This is a genomic window from Mesorhizobium sp. WSM4829, assembly GCF_055811475.1.
In genome coordinates this window covers 1-15,383 of sequence record NZ_JBVVQJ010000018.1, presented here as the reverse complement: position 1 = coordinate 15,383, position 15,383 = coordinate 1, and the positions used below count along the sequence as shown (strand labels likewise).

Genomic DNA, 15,383 nt, shown 5'->3' with positions numbered 1-15,383 from the left:
TCCCCGGACCTGGCTCTAGGTCTGTTTAGCGGTTGCGGCTGCCGCCGGAAATTTGCTGAGCAGTGCGTCGACCAGTTTGGAAAACCCGATGCCTTTCGACGATTTGATCATCACCACGTCGCCCGGCTTCAGCGCCGACAGAAGCACCAGTTTCAGATCCTCCGCGCCGGCGCGATATTCTGTCTCGATCTCATCAGGCAGGATGTCGGCCAGCGCCCGCATTTGCGGGCCGGCGAGAAACACCGTGCGCGTCTCGGTGCCGATGATGAGATCGGCAAGGGCAGCGTGCAGCTTCGCCGAATGATCGCCGAGCTCGAGCATGTCGCCGAGCACCGCGATGCGCCTGCCTTCGCCTGACACCGGCGTCGCATTGAGCAGCGCCATCGCTGCGCTCATCGACGCCGGATTGGCGTTGTAGCTCTCGTCGATCAGCGTGATCGGACCTTTGGGGTGGCGCAGCACATGGCGCTTGCCGCGTCCGCGTTCGGCCGAAAGATCGGCCAGCGCCAGCGCCACCCTGGCGATGTCGGCGCCGACCAGGTGCGCGGCGCCGAGCACGGCCAGCACATTCTGCACCATGTGTCGGCCCGGCGCGCCGACCCTGGCGGTGATCTCCTGACCGCCGATCTTGGCAGTGATGACGGAATGATCGGCATGCAGCGCGCATGTCAGCAGCTTGAAGGTCGCACGGGCATTCTCGCCAAAGCCGTAGATGTGCTCGACGCCGGCGGCTCTCGCCATCTTGTCCAGAAGCTTCCAGCGCGGGTCGTCGCGGTTGAGAAGGACGGCGCCGTCCGGTTCCAGTCCTTCGAAAATCTCGGCCTTGGCCTTGGCGATCTCGTCCAGATTGCGGAAGAAGCCGAGATGTGCCGCGGCGATCAGCGTGACGATGGCGGCATGCGGCCGGACCATCCTTGCCAGTGGCCGGACCTCGTCGGGATGGTTCATGCCGATCTCGAACACGGCATAGTCGCAATCCACAGGCATCCGCGCCAGCGTCAGCGGCACGCCCCAGTGGTTGTTGAAAGACTGCGCCGATGCGTGCACCTTGCCGACTACTGACAGCACATGGCGCAGCGCTTCCTTGGTGGTGGTCTTGCCCGCCGAACCGGTCACCGCGATGATCTTGGCATTCGAGCGCGCGCGCGCGGCCAGCCCCAGCTTTTCCAGCGCGGCCAAGACGTCCTGCACGACGATCATCGGCGCCGTCAGCCGCCCGAGCGACGGCAGCTTGCCCTCGGCGACGACCAGCACGCCGGCGCCGGCCTTGATGGCGGCGGTCGCGAAATCATGGCCGTCCATCGCCTCGCCCTTGATCGCGAAGAAAGCATCGCCCGGCTCAAGGCTGCGGCTGTCGATCGAGATGCCGCTGATACCCTCCGGCATCGGACCGAGCGGTCGTCCGCCCATGGCGGCGACGAGATCCTCTGAGGTCCACAGGAAGCTCATGCGGCGTGCTCCTGGAGCGCGGCGCGGACTTCCTCATGGTCGGAAAAATGCAGCGTTTCGGCGCCGACGGTCTGGCCTTCCTCATGCCCCTTGCCGGCCACGATCAGCGTATCGCCGGCATGGAGCATGGCGACTGCCTGGTGGATCGCCTTGCGCCGGTCACCGATCTCGATGGCGCCGGGTGCAGCGGCAAGAATCGCGGCACGGATCGTTTCGGGCACTTCCGAGCGCGGATTGTCGTCGGTGACGATGACGACATCGGCGAGCCGCGTGGCGATCTCGCCCATGATCGGACGCTTGCCACGGTCGCGGTCGCCGCCGCAGCCGAACACGACGATGACGCGGCCGGTGGTGAACGGCCGCACCGAAGCCAACACGTTTTCCAGCGCGTCCGGCTTGTGCGCGTAATCGACATAGACCGGCGCACCGTTGGCAGCGGTGCCAACAAGGTCCAGCCGGCCCGGGGCGCCCTTCAATTTCTCCAACGCCATCAGGGCTTTGGCGGCAGGTGTTCCAGTAGAAATGGCGAGGCCCGCCGAAACCAGGGCATTGGCGATCTGGAAATCGCCGGCCAGCGGCAGGTCGATCTCGTGGAGAACGCCATCGACTTCCACCTCGGCACGCTGGCGGTGGCGCTCGTGCTCGACCCGCTTCAGTGTCAGGAACTCGCCGTGGCGGCCGACCGTCAGCACATCCAGTCCCGCGGCCCTTGCCGCCTGGATCGTCGGCTCCGACCAGGGATCGTCGGCAAAGATGACGGCCGGCGCGCCCTTCGGCAGCAGCGCGTCGAACAGGCGCAGCTTGGCGCGATGATAGTCCTCGACTGTCGGATGATAGTCCATATGATCGCGGCCGAGATTGGTGAACCCGCCGGCAGCGAGTTTCACGCCGTCAAGCCGGCGCTGATCGAGACCATGGCTGGAGGCCTCCATCGATGCGTGGGTGACGCCGGCATCCGCCAGTTCGCGCAGCAGCCTGTGCAGGTCGACCGGGTCGGGGGTGGTCAGCGAGCCGTACTCGTTGCGGCCCGGCGCCACCACGCCGGTCGTGCCGATCGAAGCAGCGGCAAAGCCTGACTGCTCCCAGATCTGCCTGGTGAAAGCCGCAACCGATGTCTTGCCGCTGGTGCCGGTCACCGCGACCATGGTTTGCGGCTGCCTGCCGAAGTAGCGGGCCGCACTCAGCGCCAGCGCCAGGCGCGGATCGTCGACAGCGAAAACCGGCACCGGCAGTCCGGTGACGGCGCCGCTGCCCTTGCCGGTCACGATCGCTGCGGCGCCGCGCTTGGCGGCATCGGCGGCATAGGCCGCGCCATCGGTCCTGGTGCCAGCGAGCGCGAAGAAGACCACGCCCGGTCCTACCTGGCGGGAATCCGAAGAAATCCCGGTAACCTCCGTATCGAAGGACGCTGTCCCCTCGACAGGCAGGATACCGGCTAGGTCTTTCAGCTTCATCGAACCCCGTTCATAGCAACAAAATAGCGCGCAGTTGCCGGCGCGCCCTCAGAATCACTGATAGGAAACCAGCGTTGCGCCATTTTCATGGCTGAAATCTGGCTTCACGCCAAGCATGGAAGCCGAACGTCGGATAATGTTTGCAGCCATGGCGCCAGCATTCGAGGCGGCCGTCGCACCCATGCCGGGTTTTTCCGGCTTCGGTTCGTCGGCGATGGTAAGCACGATGTATTGCGGATCGTCCATCGGGAACGCCGCGACGAAGGCGTTGAAGTTCTTGTCCTTTGAGTAGCGGCCGTTGACAACCTTCTCGGCCGTTCCCGTCTTGCCGCCGACGCGATAACCTGGAACCCTGGCGTTCCTGCCTGAGCCTTTCTCGGCATTGAGTGCATAGAGATAGCGCATGTTCTCGGATGTCTTGTCGCTGACGACTTTCTTGGCCACCGACATCGCCTGTTCCTGCGCCCGTCTCAGGAATGTCGGCTGGATCAGATAGCCGCCGTTCATCAGCGCGGCACAGCCGACCGCCGTCTGCAGCGGCGTCGTCGACACACCGTGACCAAAGGCGATGGTGATCGAATGGACCTGTTTCCAGACCTTTGGCTCGGTCGGGCGGGCGACCTCAGGCAGTTCCGTCTGCATTCTCTCGAGGATGCCCAGGCGATGCAGGAATTCGCGGTGCCCCTCGATGCCGACCGCTTCGGCTTCCTTGGCCGAACCGATGTTGGACGAATAGATGAACACTTCGGGCACCGACAGCACGCGGGACTTGCCATGAAAATCATGGATGGTCTGGCGGCCGATCCTGATCGGGCGCGTAGCGTCGAAACGACTTTCCAGCGTCACTTTGCCGGAATCGAGCGCCATGGCGGTGGTAAAGCTCTTCAAGGTCGAGCCCATCTCGTAGAGCCCGGCCGACATGCGGTTCAAGCGGTCCTTGTCGTGCGCATTATAGGGGTTGTTCGGATCGAAATCCGGAACCGAGGCCATCGCGACCACTTCGCCGGTCTTGACGTTGAGAACGACGGCGCCCGCCGCGATTGCGCGGTATTTTTCCATGCCGCTGGCGACCTCGTCACGCACGATATGCTGGACGCGCAGGTCGATCGAGAGCTGCACCGGCTTCAGATCCTTGGCCACCGCCAGACCGGACGCCTGAAGATCGCTCAGCCCCTGTTCGTCGATGTATTTCTCCATGCCGGAGATGCCCTGGTTGTCGATGTTGGTGAGGCCGACAATGTAGGACGAGGTTTCGCCGGCCGGGTAGAAGCGGCGCTTTTCAGTGCGGAAGCCGATGCCGGGAATGCCGAGCTGCAGAATCTCCGATTGTTGCTTGGGCGTCAGTTGCCGCTGCAGCCAGACGAAGCCGGCGCCGCTCTTCAGCTTGTGATAGGTCTGCTCGTAGTCGATTTCGGGAAGCACCGTCGCCAGTTTTTCGATCGCCTCGTCGGCGTCGACAATGCGGCGCGGTTCGGCAAACAGCGACGCCGTCTTGATGTCGGTCGCCAGAACTTCGCCGTTGCGGTCGACGATGTCGGGCCGCGACGCCGTCACCCGGCTCTGCGGACCGCCGGACAGGTCGGGGTTCTGGAAACCGAGATAGACCAGCCGCCCGGTGATGGTCAGATAGATGCCCAAAAACACCGCCATCGTCATCACGACGCGGGTCCTGCCCTTGCCGCCGGTCGCCTTGCGGGCGCCTTCGACCACAATCGATCCGTCGTCGCCGGACTTGGCGCGGCGCGTCAGCAGACTGGTGATCACTGGAAGTCTGGCGATCATTGGACGATGCCTCCGGTGACCACGGGGTCGTTGCCCATCGGTTCCTTGCTGGAACTGTCGGCCATGCCGCCCAGCCGCTCGGACGAAAGGTCCTCGATGGTGAGGGGTTTTGCCGGAAGATCGTCCAGCCCGATGATCTGGCGGGCGCTGACCGGCTCGAGCTCGAGTTGCGATTTATAGGTCTCGGCCAGCTTTTGCAGGCGCGACGGTTGGGTAAGCAGGCTCCAGTCCGCCTTGAGGAGATCGATCGTATCCTCCTCGTAGCGGATCTGCGCCTGGATCTTGTGCACCGCCGCCAATTGTTCCTCGGCCTCGCGCTTGGTCTTGAAGGTCAAGGCCGCGGCCGAAACCATGACGGCGATAAGGACTATGTCGCTGGTACGAAACACGTGCTCACCTCTCTCTCGGCCGCTCGGCACCGGGAAGTTTTGGATCAGGAAGTTTTGGAAGCCCGAAAATCGAAAAATCGCCGGCGCGCGCCGGCGCGTCGGTGCGGATCGCCGCGCGCAGCCTTGCCGAGCGCGCCCGCGGATTGGCCGATATCTCGGCCTCACCGGGCGTCACGCCGCTGCCCACCTTGTTGAAGGTGGCGCTGCGCGCCTGCGCCTCGGGCAGGTGCCGCGATCCGGTCGCCGCATCGGCGCGATCGGCGATGAAGCGCTTGACGATGCGGTCTTCCAGGGAATGGAACGTCACCACGGCCAGCCGTCCGCCCGGTTTCAGCACGCGTTCAGCCGCAAACAGCGCTTTGGCCAGTTCGCCGAGTTCGTCATTGACGAAAATGCGCAGCGCCTGGAAGACGCGGGTCGCTGGATGGATCTTGTCCTTCGGCGCGCGGCCGATATGCGTCTCAATGGCGTCTGCAAGGTCGAGCGTGCGCTCGAACGGATGTTTTTCGCGACGGCTTTCAATCATGCGGGCGATGCGGCCGGCATGGCGCTCTTCGCCAAGAAACCCGAAGATGCGGGCAAGATCGCCCACCTTGAAAGAGTTGACGACATCGGCGGCGCTGAGGCCAGCCTGCGCCATGCGCATATCGAGCGGTCCGTCGGCACGGAACGAAAAACCGCGCTCCGCCTGATCGATCTGCATGGAGGAGATGCCGATGTCGAGCACGACGCCGTCAGCGCTTTCGACATGCTCGTCCAATGTCGAGAACGGCGCCTGGACAAGCCGGAGCCTGCCGCCCGATTGTTGCTCGAGAACACGACCGGCAGCAATCGCATCCGGATCGCGGTCGATCGCGACAACCGAGGCGCCGCTCGCCAGAATGGCTTTGGAGTAGCCGCCGGCGCCGAATGTGCCGTCGACGACCACCTCGCCCGTCTTGGGCGAAAGCGCCTCCAGCACTTCGGCAAGGAGGACCGGAATGTGACGGGCTGGTCCGCCAACGGCGTGAGGGTCATCGCCGTAGCCCGCCATCATTCCGGCCGCTCCCCAGGCTTCGTCCCCTGCCGAAGCTGCAAAAGCCGGGCGCGTGCTTCCGCCCCATAGGCGGTGAGCCGTCCAGGTTCCCAGATCTGAAAGAAATTGCCGCGGCCGACAAAAGCCACTTCCGCGGAAATGCCGGTATGCTCGCGGATGAAATCGGTCATCGAGATGCGGCCGTCCTGATCGAGCTTGAGAAAGGTTCCATCGCCATGGCAGAAGAACGACATGTCGTCCGAGGTCTGCAGGAAGGGGTCTTCCTGCGCGATGCGCTGCTCGTAGCGGTCGAGCAGGTCGAGCCCGCCGACATCCATCGCCGGACGGTCCAGGCAGCGCAGCGCATAGAGTTCCGAATAACCGCGCTTCTGCACAACCGCACGGAAATGCGCTGGAACGGACACCCGCCCCTTCGCATCGATCCTGTTCACCGCGCTTGACAGAAACCGGTCCATTACGCGTTACGGCCGCTTGCGCCGCCGCACCCCTCTGCATCTTCCCGCCCGCGCCGCCGCAGCGCGGTCCCTGCCCAAAACTCACTTCGTTCCAGATGGCAAAAACAGGCGAACGCGCAGCCGCCGCGGCTGCCCGATTGGCGTACGCTTCACCCTGACGCGGAACGAAGGCTTGAATATCTGAATGGGATATCATGGGGCACTATGGGCGTCAACGGGAACAGGCTTCACAAAACGCGCGCCACAACCGATGAGGGCAGCTTTGACGGCACTCCCGTGTTTATGCTCCATTAAGCCTAACGAACCGTTTAGAGCCGATTGGCCTAACCGGAGGCGACTTGCCGCGGAGCGCCACCACGCATAGCGTTGGCCTGTCTTTTCTCGGTCAGAAACAGGTTCTTTTCTCGGTCAGAAGGTTGAAAATACATGTCCGAAACAGCCAAGTCGCGCGCCGCCACCCTCGCCCATTTGCGTGGCGTCAAGCTCGCCAAGGGCGATCCGGTCTCGCTGCCGCTGACAATGACGACCACTTTCCATCTGCCCGGCAATCCGGCCGGCGTCAGCCAGTACGGGCGCTACGACAATCCGACGTGGGAAGCGGTGGAAGACATGCTCGGCCACCTCGAGGACGCGCCGTCCGTAGCGTTCCCGTCGGGCATGGCTGCGATCGCTGCGGTCTTCTTCGCGCTGCTCAAGGCGGGCGATCGCATCCTGTTGCCGTCCGATGGTTACTACACGCCGCGCCTGCTTGCCGAGCGCTTCCTCAAACCTTTCGACCTCCCGTTCGACACACGACCGACCAAGTCCTTTGTGGATGGCGGTTTTTCCGGCTACCGGCTGGTGTTCGTCGAGACCCCATCCAATCCTGGGCTGGACATTTGCGACCTGGCCGGCGTGGCGCGCCTTGCGCACGAGGCCGGCGCGCTGGTCGTCGCCGACAACACCACGATGACGCCTTACGGTCAGCGCCCGCTCGACCTCGGCGCCGATATCGTCGTTGCCGCTGACACCAAGGCGCCCAATGGCCATTCCGACGCGCTGTTCGGCCATGTCGCCAGCCGTGACGCCGGCATCATCTCCGCCATCCGCGAGTGGCGCAAACTGTCGGGCTCGATCCCCGGACCATTCGAAGCCTGGCTGGTCCATCGAGGCCTCGAGACGCTGGAAGTCCGCTTCGAGCGCATGTGCAAATCGGCCGAGCTGATCGCCCGACGCCTGACAAATCATCGGGCCGTGAATCCGTCCGCTTTCCTGGACTGGAGGATGACCCTTCGCACAATCTGGCGACCACCCAGATGCAACGTTTCGGCTTCCTTGTCGGCCTCGACCTGGGGAGTGAAGCCAGGGCCGAAGCGTTCATCGGCGCCTGCGCGCTGATCCAGCCGGCGACCTCCTTCGGCGGCGTCCACTCTTCGGCCGAGCGGCGCGCCCGTTGGGGTGATGCGGTGCCGCCCGGCTTTGTTCGCCTGTCGGTCGGCTGCGAGCCGGTGGAAGCGCTTTGGCAGGCGATCGATGCGTCGCTGGCCCGGGGGCTAGACAGCGTCGACGGTTGAGCGAACCGATCACGAAGCGAGATCGTCGGCTTCGATATTGCGCCGGCCATGCAGCACACGCAGGATCTCGACTGCATCCTCGCCGACACGGTACAGTGTGAGGTATTCGCCGACGACCAGATGGCGGATGCCGGGCGCAATGTCTTCGCGCGGTGCGCCGGAGAAAGGATGCAGGGTCAGCAAATCCCAGCGCCTCTCCAGGATATTCACGAGGCGGATCGCCGCATCAGGGTTGTGTTCGGCAATGTAGTCGCCGATACGTTCGAGGTCGATTACTGCTTGGGGAAGCAGGCGGTATTTCACTCCTCAAGGCCTTTGGCCTCAGCCATTTTCAGATATTTGGCGCGCAGTCGTTCCATGATTGGCGGGCCGTCCAGCGCCGGTCCGCTGTCGATCCCCTCCTGCACCAGCTTGCGCAACTCCTCGACCGTGTAGCCGTGCAAGTCACGGCGGTCCTTCCATTGCCTGAGTGCGTCGCGGATCACCTCGCTCGCCGAAGCATATTCGCCGGCGGCGACCACATCGTCGACCGCCGCCGCCAATTCCGGCGAAAGCGTGATGCTGCGTTTGTCGACCTGACCCATGGTGCGCTCCTGATATCACCCGCACCTAGGAAGGTACGATTTAATCGTACCAGTTTCAAGAAACGCATGCTTTACGCACAGCCAGTGAAAGCTGATTCAGTCAATCAAGCGCCTGAACCAGCAAGCACGCCCGAAGACGCAACCTGCTGATATCAGGGAATTTCCTTGTAAAAATCTGGACGAAAATTGCCAGCTGGCCTGTAAGCCGGGTTCTGTATGGCCCTCGCCCCTTGCGGCGCGAGAACGTGGCGGCCATTCATCTTGGGCGCATGTTGCCATGCGCCTCACGCAACCTACCCGGGCGGTGAGCCGGAAACAGCCCTCGAGGGTTTCCCCTCGCACCGCCCCTATTCGGTCTTGCTCCCGGTGGGGTTTACCGTGCCGCTCCTGTTGCCAGTCGCGCGGTGGGCTCTTACCCCACCCTTTCACCCTTACCACGACGGATCGTGGCGGTTTGCTTTCTGTGGCACTTTCCCTAGGGTCGCCCCCGCCGGCCATTAACCGGCACCGTGTCTCCATGGAGCCCGGACTTTCCTCACCCGCAGCCTTTCGGCTTCGCGGGTGCGGCCGCCCGGCCAGCTGGCAAGGCGTATAAAGGGATTCACATTCGAAAACGCAAACAAAAAAGCAGGTCCCAGTCTATTACGATCTATTACGTCTATTACGCCGGCGCTCCAAGCGCGGCCAGCTGCACTTTGACCTTGCCGCAATAGGCCGCGGAAATCGGGTTCATCCGCTTGGCGCCATGGCCGGCATTGTACTTCAGGATCGTGCCGCAGGTCGTGCCGTCGCCGAGGTTGCGCGCCATGGCGAGGTATTTCATGCCGTATTTGATGTTGGTCTCGGGATCGTGGAGACCCTTGATCGAGCCGCTGTAACCCATCATCCGCGCCGTCGACGGCTTGATCTGCATCAGGCCGATCTCACCGGCGCGGCCGACCTGGTTCGGCTGAAACCTGCTCTCGATCATGATGACGGCCTTGGCGAGCGAGACCGGCACACCATTGCTGGCCGCATGACGCTCGATGATCGTCGAATACTGGCCGCTATCGCCAGCGGCCGCCGGCTTCGGCGCTGCCGCCCGGCTTTGCCGGCCGATCGACGCCGTCGTCGCCTGGTCGATGCGGGTCCTGTTGCGCTTCACATGCCGCTTGGAGACTGCCTTCTTTGCAAGGACTGGCTTCTTTGCAAGGACTGGCTTCTTTGCAAGAACTGCCTTCTTTGCAACGACTGCCTTCTTTGCAGAGACCTTTTCCGCCTTTGCGGATGCTGGCTTTTTCGCTTTCACCGCAGCAACTTTTTTCGCCTTTGCGGAGGCTGTCCTTTTTTCTCCGGCATCTTGCCCGGCTTTCGGCGTGGCAGTCTTATCGGACGCGGTCATGAAACCCTGGTCGGCCCGCTGGCTCAAAGGCGCGCCATTGGCCGCACCGATGGCAAAAGTCATTACGCCGGCAGCAACAGCTGCCGTTAAAACGGTCAATTTCTGCATGGTATCCTGTTCTGTTTGAACCGCGCGAAGAACTTCACGCAGCTACGCCAATCAACGTCGGAACATTTGGGAGGCTGTAGGTCCGACGATTTGCACGGATCGCCTTTGACGGTCGAATTGGTGGCAAAAAAGGCGGGGCAAGTCACTTTAAATGACAGGCTGTAACTTACAGCCAGGAAAAGACTACTTGGACGGAACTGCCCTCACCGAGCCAAGCAGCCGTTCCAGCGTGCGAATTGTCGATCCGTCGGCCACGCTATCCACTTTGCGTTGCCGGAAATGCCTCTGGAAAGCCTCGACCACGATTTCGGTTTGCCGATCGAAAGCGCCTGATATCTCCACGCCATAACCGTAGAGCGCCAGCATCGACTGCAACGCCTCGACCTCGGCAGACGCGTCGCCGGCCTTCAGCACCGCGCCGCGCCTGACGGGTGCCGCTTCGACAAGATGGCCGACACCGGCCTCGAACAGGGCCTTCCAGGGGAATCTCTCGCCCGGGTCGATCTTGCGTCCCGGCGCAACGTCGGAATGGGCGAGCACCCGTTGAGCCGGGATGGAATGGCGCTGAACAATCCCCTTGCACAGGCCGATCAGGGCTTCGATCTGCCGTTTCGGAAAATTCCGGTAGCCCAGCGAATGTCCCGGATTGACGATCTCGATGCCGACCGAACAGGAGTTGATGTCGCTACGTCCGAACCAGGAACTCTTGCCGGCATGCCAGGCACGGTCGCTTTCCCTGACCATCTGGACGATGCGGCCGTCCTCATGGACGAGGTAGTGCGACGAAACCTCGCTGGCGGGATCGCACAGCCATGCTTCGGCGCCGGCGCCGGTCTCCATGCCGGTGTAGTGCAGCACGATCATGTCGACCGTCTCGCGTCGTGGACCGAAATTCGGCGATACCCTGACCTCGGCGCTCGGCTCGTCGGGCAGGAAGCCGCTCATGCGTGCCGCAGGCCCCGTTCGATCATCTCATAGGCCGCGTTGATCGCCGCTATCCTGCTGGTTGCGATCTTGATGAATTCCTGCGGCAGGCCGCGTGCGATCAGCCGGTCGGGATGGTTGTCCGAAACCAGCTTGCGGTAACGCTTCCTGACCTCCTCGAAGGTTTTTCCCCGCTCGATGCCGAGCACGACATAGGGATCGGCCGCACCCAGATCGACGTGCCGGGCCAGAATGCTCTGGTAATGCGCCTCCTCGATCCGGAAGATCTCGGCGATGCGATGCAGGAACTGACCTTCGCGCTCGTGGACCAGCCCGTCGGCCTTGGCGATATGGAACAGCCCGTCGAGAATGTCCTCCAGCATCGCGCAGTTCGAATGGCCGGAGCCGCAAAGCTGCGCCATGCGCGCGGCATAGGTCTCGAAGCCGGCGATGTCGCGCTTGGCCAGATCGTAGAGCCGCGCCACATTGCGCGTCTGCTCCTTCGGCACTTCGAATATCTGCTGGAAGGCGCGCACCTCGTCCTGGGTGACGATGCCGTCGGCCTTGGCCATCTTGGCCGACAGCGCGATCATCGCCACCGAGAAAGCGACGCGCCGGCGCAGGTCGGGGTCGCCGGAGAAAACCGTGCGCACAGCCTCGACCACGTCGGCGACGCCGGACGAGGTTGAGGACGAAACGCGGGTGATGAAGTCGCCGAGGCGATCCCAAATCGACATGGGCACCTATTAGGGCTAACTGGCCGCCGCTATCAAGCCCACAGCTATAAGCGGAAGACAATGCCGCAGGGCCGGCCCAGCCGATTTCGCGCCCTCCTGAGCAGGCGGCCTCCCTGAGCAGCTGGCACAACCGTCGATCATGGAAATTGGCAGGCAGCAACGGCCATGGCGCGCGAAACTGCAAGCCTTCGTCACCTCGCCATTTCGGCCCCTTCTGCTGGGCCAAAAAGTGACAGGCGAAACCGAGCTTGCGGCGGCGGCCGCAAGAAGACTGTCCTCAAGTCAGAAGGCCGACAGGATGCCGGCCTTCTGTTCATCACATAAGAATTACTGCGCCGGCGCAGATGGCTGTGCCGGAGCCGGCTCGGCCGGCTTGGTCGCGTCGGGAGCCGGCTGCATCGGCTGTTCGTTCGCCGGCGGATTGGTGCTCTGCGTGGTGGTGGCGTCCCCGCCCGTGCCGCTGTCGCTGCAAGCAGCAACGCCAAGCAGGGCAAGCGCCGAAACCGACGCAAGAATGAGTTTCTTCATGACATCTCTCCTCTGATCACGCCCCCGCTACCGGTGACGATCGAGGACAGAATGCACCAAATGCCCCATGGGTTTCATAACGTTGCATTTCCGTATGTAACATCATCTGCTTTTGCGTTGCCGGCGAAGCCATGGCGAATTAACACCAGACCATGGCGAATTAGCATATTTGAATCAATAAAATGCCCGGGAGAGCTGCCGTGACCGTCAAATGGGATTTCTGGATCGACCGCGGCGGCACCTTCACCGATGTCATCGGCCGGGACCCGCAAGGCGGGCTGCACCCGCGCAAGCTGCTATCCGAAAATCCCGAAGCCTATGCCGACGCCGCCATCCAGGGCATTCGCGATCTGCTCGGGCTAAAATCCGGCGCGCCGATCCCATCCGGCCTGATCGGCGACATCAAGATGGGCACCACCGTTGCCACCAACGCGCTTCTGGAGCGCAAGGGCGACCGTGTGCTGCTGCTCATCACCAGGGGATTTCGCGACGCGCTGAGGATCGCCTATCAGGCGCGGCTCGATATCTTCGCCAAGCAGATCATCCTTCCCGAACAGCTCAACGAGCGCGTCATCGAGGTCGATGAGCGCGTGCGCGCCGACGGCCGCGTCGAAAGGCTGCTCGACATCGCCGCCATGCGCCCGGCCATCGAACAAGCCAGGGCCGACGGCATCGACGCGGTGGCGATCGTGTTCATGCATGCCTGGAAATATCCCGACCACGAAATAGCGGTTGCAAAAGTCTGCAGGAAACTGGGGTTTTCGCAGGTCTCGGTCAGTCATGAGGTCTCGCCGCTCATCAAGCTGGTCGGCCGCGGCGACACGACCGTGGTCGACGCCTATTTGTCGCCGATTCTGTCGCGCTATGTGCAGGGGGTGGCGGAAGAGCTGGGCGTCCTCTCCCCCCTCGAGGGGGGTGAGGAGCGGTCGGCCAAAGGCCGAGAAAAAGCCAACGATTTGGCTTTTTCAGCGACGAACGCCCGGAGCCATAGCGAAGGGCAGGCTGCGCAGCAGCCAGAGAGTGTCATCTCAGAAGGCACCGCCAGAGCGTCGAATCCAGTCGAGCCGACCCCACCCGGCGGCTTCGCCGCCACCCTCCCCTCGAGGGGGAGGGAATCTCCCCGCCTGATGTTCATGATGTCGTCCGGCGGCCTTACCGCCGCCGATATGTTCCAGGGCAAGGACGCATTGCTGTCCGGTCCGGCCGGCGGCGTCGTCGGCATGGTCGAGACAGCAAAGCTCGCCGGTTTCGACAAGGTCATCGGCTTCGACATGGGCGGCACCTCAACCGACGTCGCCCATTATGACGGCGACTATGAGCGCGCCTTCGACACCGAGGTTGCCGGCGTGCGCATCCGCGCGCCGATGATGCGCATTCACACCGTCGCCGCCGGCGGCGGCTCCATCCTGCACTACGAGGCCGGCCGTTTTCGCGCCGGGCCGGAATCGGCCGGCGCCAATCCCGGCCCGGCCGCCTACCGACGCGGCGGCCCGCTGGCCGTCACCGACGCCAATGTCATGCTGGGCAAGCTGCAGCCCGACTTCTTCCCGGCCATTTTTGGACCCGGCCAGGACGAGCCGCTCGACGTGCAAACCGTGCGCGAGAAATTCGCCGCACTCGCCGCCGAAATCGGCGACGGCCGCGCGCCGGAGGCGGTCGCCGAAGGGTTCGTCACCATCGCCGTCGAAAACATGGCCAACGCCATCAAGAAGATTTCCGTGCAGCGCGGCTACGACGTCACCGAGTATCTCCTGAACTGTTTTGGCGGCGCCGGCGGCCAGCACGCCTGCCTCGTTGCCGACGCACTCGGCATGGAGGCGGTGCTGATCCATCCCTTCTCCGGCCTGCTGTCGGCCTATGGCATTGGATTGTCCTCGATTTTTTCGTCGCGCCAGCAGGCGCTGCTGAAACCGCTGGCGGAAGTGTCCAGGCCGGCAATCGACGAGCTCATCGCGACGCTGCGCAAAGCCGTCATCGACGAACTTGCCGCGCAAGGCATTGCCGAGGACGCCGTCGCCTCGAAACCGGTGCTGCAGATCCGCTACGACGGCACCGACACCGCGCTGCCGGTGAATTTCGGGCACGGTTCGATCGCACGGGCCAAGGCGGATTTCGAAGCCGCCCACAAGGCGCAGTTCGGCTTCGTCTATGACGACAAGCCGATGATCGTGGAATCGGTCGGCGTCGAAGGTATCGACAGCGGCGCCGCCGGCCGCGAGGAAAGTGATTCAATCCTTGAGGACATCGCCGCAAGCCCTTCGGAAAATCGGCAAATCTTCATCGACAGCACCTGGCAAGACGCCGGCATTTTCCGCCGCGAGGCGCTTAAACCGGGGCACAAGCTAGGCGGCCCGGCCCTGGTCATCGAACCGAACCAGACCATCGTCGTCGAGCCGGGCTGGCAGGCCGAAATCACCGCCAGGAACCACGTGCTCCTGCGTCGCATCGAGAAAAAGCGCCGGCTGGCGGCACTCGGCACCGAGGCCGATCCGGTCATGCTGGAGGTGTTCAACAACCTGTTCATGTCGATCGCCGAACAGATGGGCGTGACGCTGCAAAACACCGCCTATTCGGTCAACATCAAGGAACGGCTGGATTTCTCCTGTGCCGTCTTCGACCGCAATGGCGCGCTGGTCGCCAATGCGCCGCACATGCCGGTGCATCTCGGCTCCATGGACCGTTCGGTGGAAACCATCATCCGGCTGAACTCCGGCGACATCCACCCCGGCGACGTCTTCGCACTGAATGCGCCTTATAATGGCGGCACACATCTGCCTGACATTACGGTGGTGACGCCGGTCTTTTCCCTCCCCCTCGAGGGGAGGGTGGCGGCGAAGCCGCCGGGTGGGGTCGCCTCAGACGGCACCACAAGAACGTCGAGCACTGCCGCAGCGGCCCCCCCCCCCCCCCCCGCCCGCCGCCCCCCCCCCCCCCCCGGGGGGGGGGAGCGAAGAAAAAACCCACACCCCCCCCCCACCACCCAAAACACACCCCCCCCCCCCC

Annotated in this window: 14 protein-coding genes, 1 other RNA gene and 1 pseudogene; 3 read left to right on the top strand and 13 right to left on the bottom strand. The window is 63.4% G+C overall.

All coding sequences use genetic code 11. The features are described from left to right. Positions 1-15: 15 nt before the first annotated feature. The 6 genes from AC0L17_RS18215 to mraZ are packed head-to-tail and all read right to left on the bottom strand — an operon-like array spanning position 16 to position 6,565. The gene (locus AC0L17_RS18215; RefSeq protein ID WP_473516847.1) at positions 16-1,449 is read right to left on the bottom strand and encodes a UDP-N-acetylmuramoylalanyl-D-glutamyl-2,6-diaminopimelate--D-alanyl-D-alanine ligase; all 1,434 of its coding nucleotides are present in this window, start codon (positions 1,447-1,449) and stop codon (positions 16-18) included. Then, positions 1,446-2,903, bottom strand: a complete 1,458-nt coding sequence (locus AC0L17_RS18210; protein WP_473516846.1) for a UDP-N-acetylmuramoyl-L-alanyl-D-glutamate--2,6-diaminopimelate ligase — start codon at positions 2,901-2,903, stop codon at positions 1,446-1,448. Before AC0L17_RS18210 ends, AC0L17_RS18215 begins: the two co-directional genes overlap by 4 nt. A 54-nt stretch (positions 2,904-2,957) precedes the next feature. Further along, on the bottom strand, positions 2,958-4,685 hold the full coding sequence (locus tag AC0L17_RS18205) for a peptidoglycan D,D-transpeptidase FtsI family protein (protein ID WP_473516845.1): 1,728 nt from the start codon (positions 4,683-4,685) through the stop codon (positions 2,958-2,960). Beyond that, positions 4,682-5,074: a cell division protein FtsL gene (ftsL, locus tag AC0L17_RS18200; protein ID WP_023798732.1), complete on the bottom strand. Its 393-nt coding sequence runs from the start codon at positions 5,072-5,074 to the stop codon at positions 4,682-4,684. The genes AC0L17_RS18205 and ftsL overlap by 4 nt, the downstream gene beginning before the upstream one ends. Before the next feature lie 4 nt (positions 5,075-5,078). Continuing rightward, positions 5,079-6,110 carry a 16S rRNA (cytosine(1402)-N(4))-methyltransferase RsmH gene (rsmH, locus tag AC0L17_RS18195; protein ID WP_473516844.1) on the bottom strand — a complete coding sequence of 344 codons (1,032 nt, stop codon included), beginning with the start codon at positions 6,108-6,110 and terminating at the stop codon, positions 5,079-5,081. Next, positions 6,107-6,565, bottom strand: a complete 459-nt coding sequence (gene mraZ / locus AC0L17_RS18190; RefSeq protein WP_023798730.1) for a division/cell wall cluster transcriptional repressor MraZ — start codon at positions 6,563-6,565, stop codon at positions 6,107-6,109. Before mraZ ends, rsmH begins: the two co-directional genes overlap by 4 nt. A 426-nt stretch (positions 6,566-6,991) precedes the next feature. Here mraZ and AC0L17_RS18185 point away from each other — a divergent pair. Next, positions 6,992-8,118 (top strand): annotated as a pseudogene (locus AC0L17_RS18185) (cystathionine gamma-lyase). A gap of 9 nt (positions 8,119-8,127) precedes the next feature. Here the strand turns inward: AC0L17_RS18185 and AC0L17_RS18180 are convergent. The 4 genes from AC0L17_RS18180 to AC0L17_RS18165 all read right to left on the bottom strand — a co-directional run bounded on the left by AC0L17_RS18180 (position 8,128) and on the right by AC0L17_RS18165 (position 9,846). Further along, the gene (locus AC0L17_RS18180) at positions 8,128-8,421 is read right to left on the bottom strand and encodes a type II toxin-antitoxin system RelE/ParE family toxin (RefSeq protein ID WP_027153798.1); all 294 of its coding nucleotides are present in this window, start codon (positions 8,419-8,421) and stop codon (positions 8,128-8,130) included. Next, a complete protein-coding gene (locus AC0L17_RS18175; protein ID WP_027153799.1) occupies positions 8,418-8,702 on the bottom strand; it encodes a type II toxin-antitoxin system ParD family antitoxin in 285 nt (94 codons plus the stop codon). Before AC0L17_RS18175 ends, AC0L17_RS18180 begins: the two co-directional genes overlap by 4 nt. A 185-nt stretch (positions 8,703-8,887) precedes the next feature. Continuing rightward, an RNA gene (gene rnpB, locus AC0L17_RS18170) (RNase P RNA component class A) lies at positions 8,888-9,285 on the bottom strand. Positions 9,286-9,363: 78 nt separating this feature from the next. Beyond that, positions 9,364-9,846, bottom strand: a complete 483-nt coding sequence (locus tag AC0L17_RS18165; protein WP_329609676.1) for a lytic transglycosylase domain-containing protein — start codon at positions 9,844-9,846, stop codon at positions 9,364-9,366. Positions 9,847-9,853: 7 nt separating this feature from the next. Here AC0L17_RS18165 and AC0L17_RS18160 point away from each other — a divergent pair, with 7 nt between their 5' ends. Beyond that, positions 9,854-10,210, top strand: a complete 357-nt coding sequence (locus AC0L17_RS18160; protein ID WP_473516843.1) for a hypothetical protein — start codon at positions 9,854-9,856, stop codon at positions 10,208-10,210. Positions 10,211-10,374: 164 nt separating this feature from the next. Here AC0L17_RS18160 and AC0L17_RS18155 read toward each other — a convergent pair whose 3' ends face one another. From AC0L17_RS18155 to AC0L17_RS18145, 3 genes are all read right to left on the bottom strand, one after another. After that, positions 10,375-11,136 carry an N-acetylmuramoyl-L-alanine amidase gene (locus AC0L17_RS18155; protein WP_473516842.1) on the bottom strand — a complete coding sequence of 254 codons (762 nt, stop codon included), beginning with the start codon at positions 11,134-11,136 and terminating at the stop codon, positions 10,375-10,377. After that, positions 11,133-11,852, bottom strand: coding sequence for a J domain-containing protein (locus AC0L17_RS18150; RefSeq protein ID WP_023798724.1), 720 nt, complete (start codon positions 11,850-11,852; stop codon positions 11,133-11,135). The genes AC0L17_RS18155 and AC0L17_RS18150 overlap by 4 nt, the downstream gene beginning before the upstream one ends. 327 nt (positions 11,853-12,179) lie before the next feature. After that, positions 12,180-12,380 carry a hypothetical protein gene (locus AC0L17_RS18145; protein ID WP_023798723.1) on the bottom strand — a complete coding sequence of 67 codons (201 nt, stop codon included), beginning with the start codon at positions 12,378-12,380 and terminating at the stop codon, positions 12,180-12,182. A gap of 200 nt (positions 12,381-12,580) precedes the next feature. Between AC0L17_RS18145 and AC0L17_RS18140 the strand changes: the two genes are divergently transcribed. Continuing rightward, the coding region (locus tag AC0L17_RS18140) for a hydantoinase/oxoprolinase family protein (RefSeq protein ID WP_473516841.1) at positions 12,581-15,383 on the top strand (2,803 nt) is incomplete at its 3' end.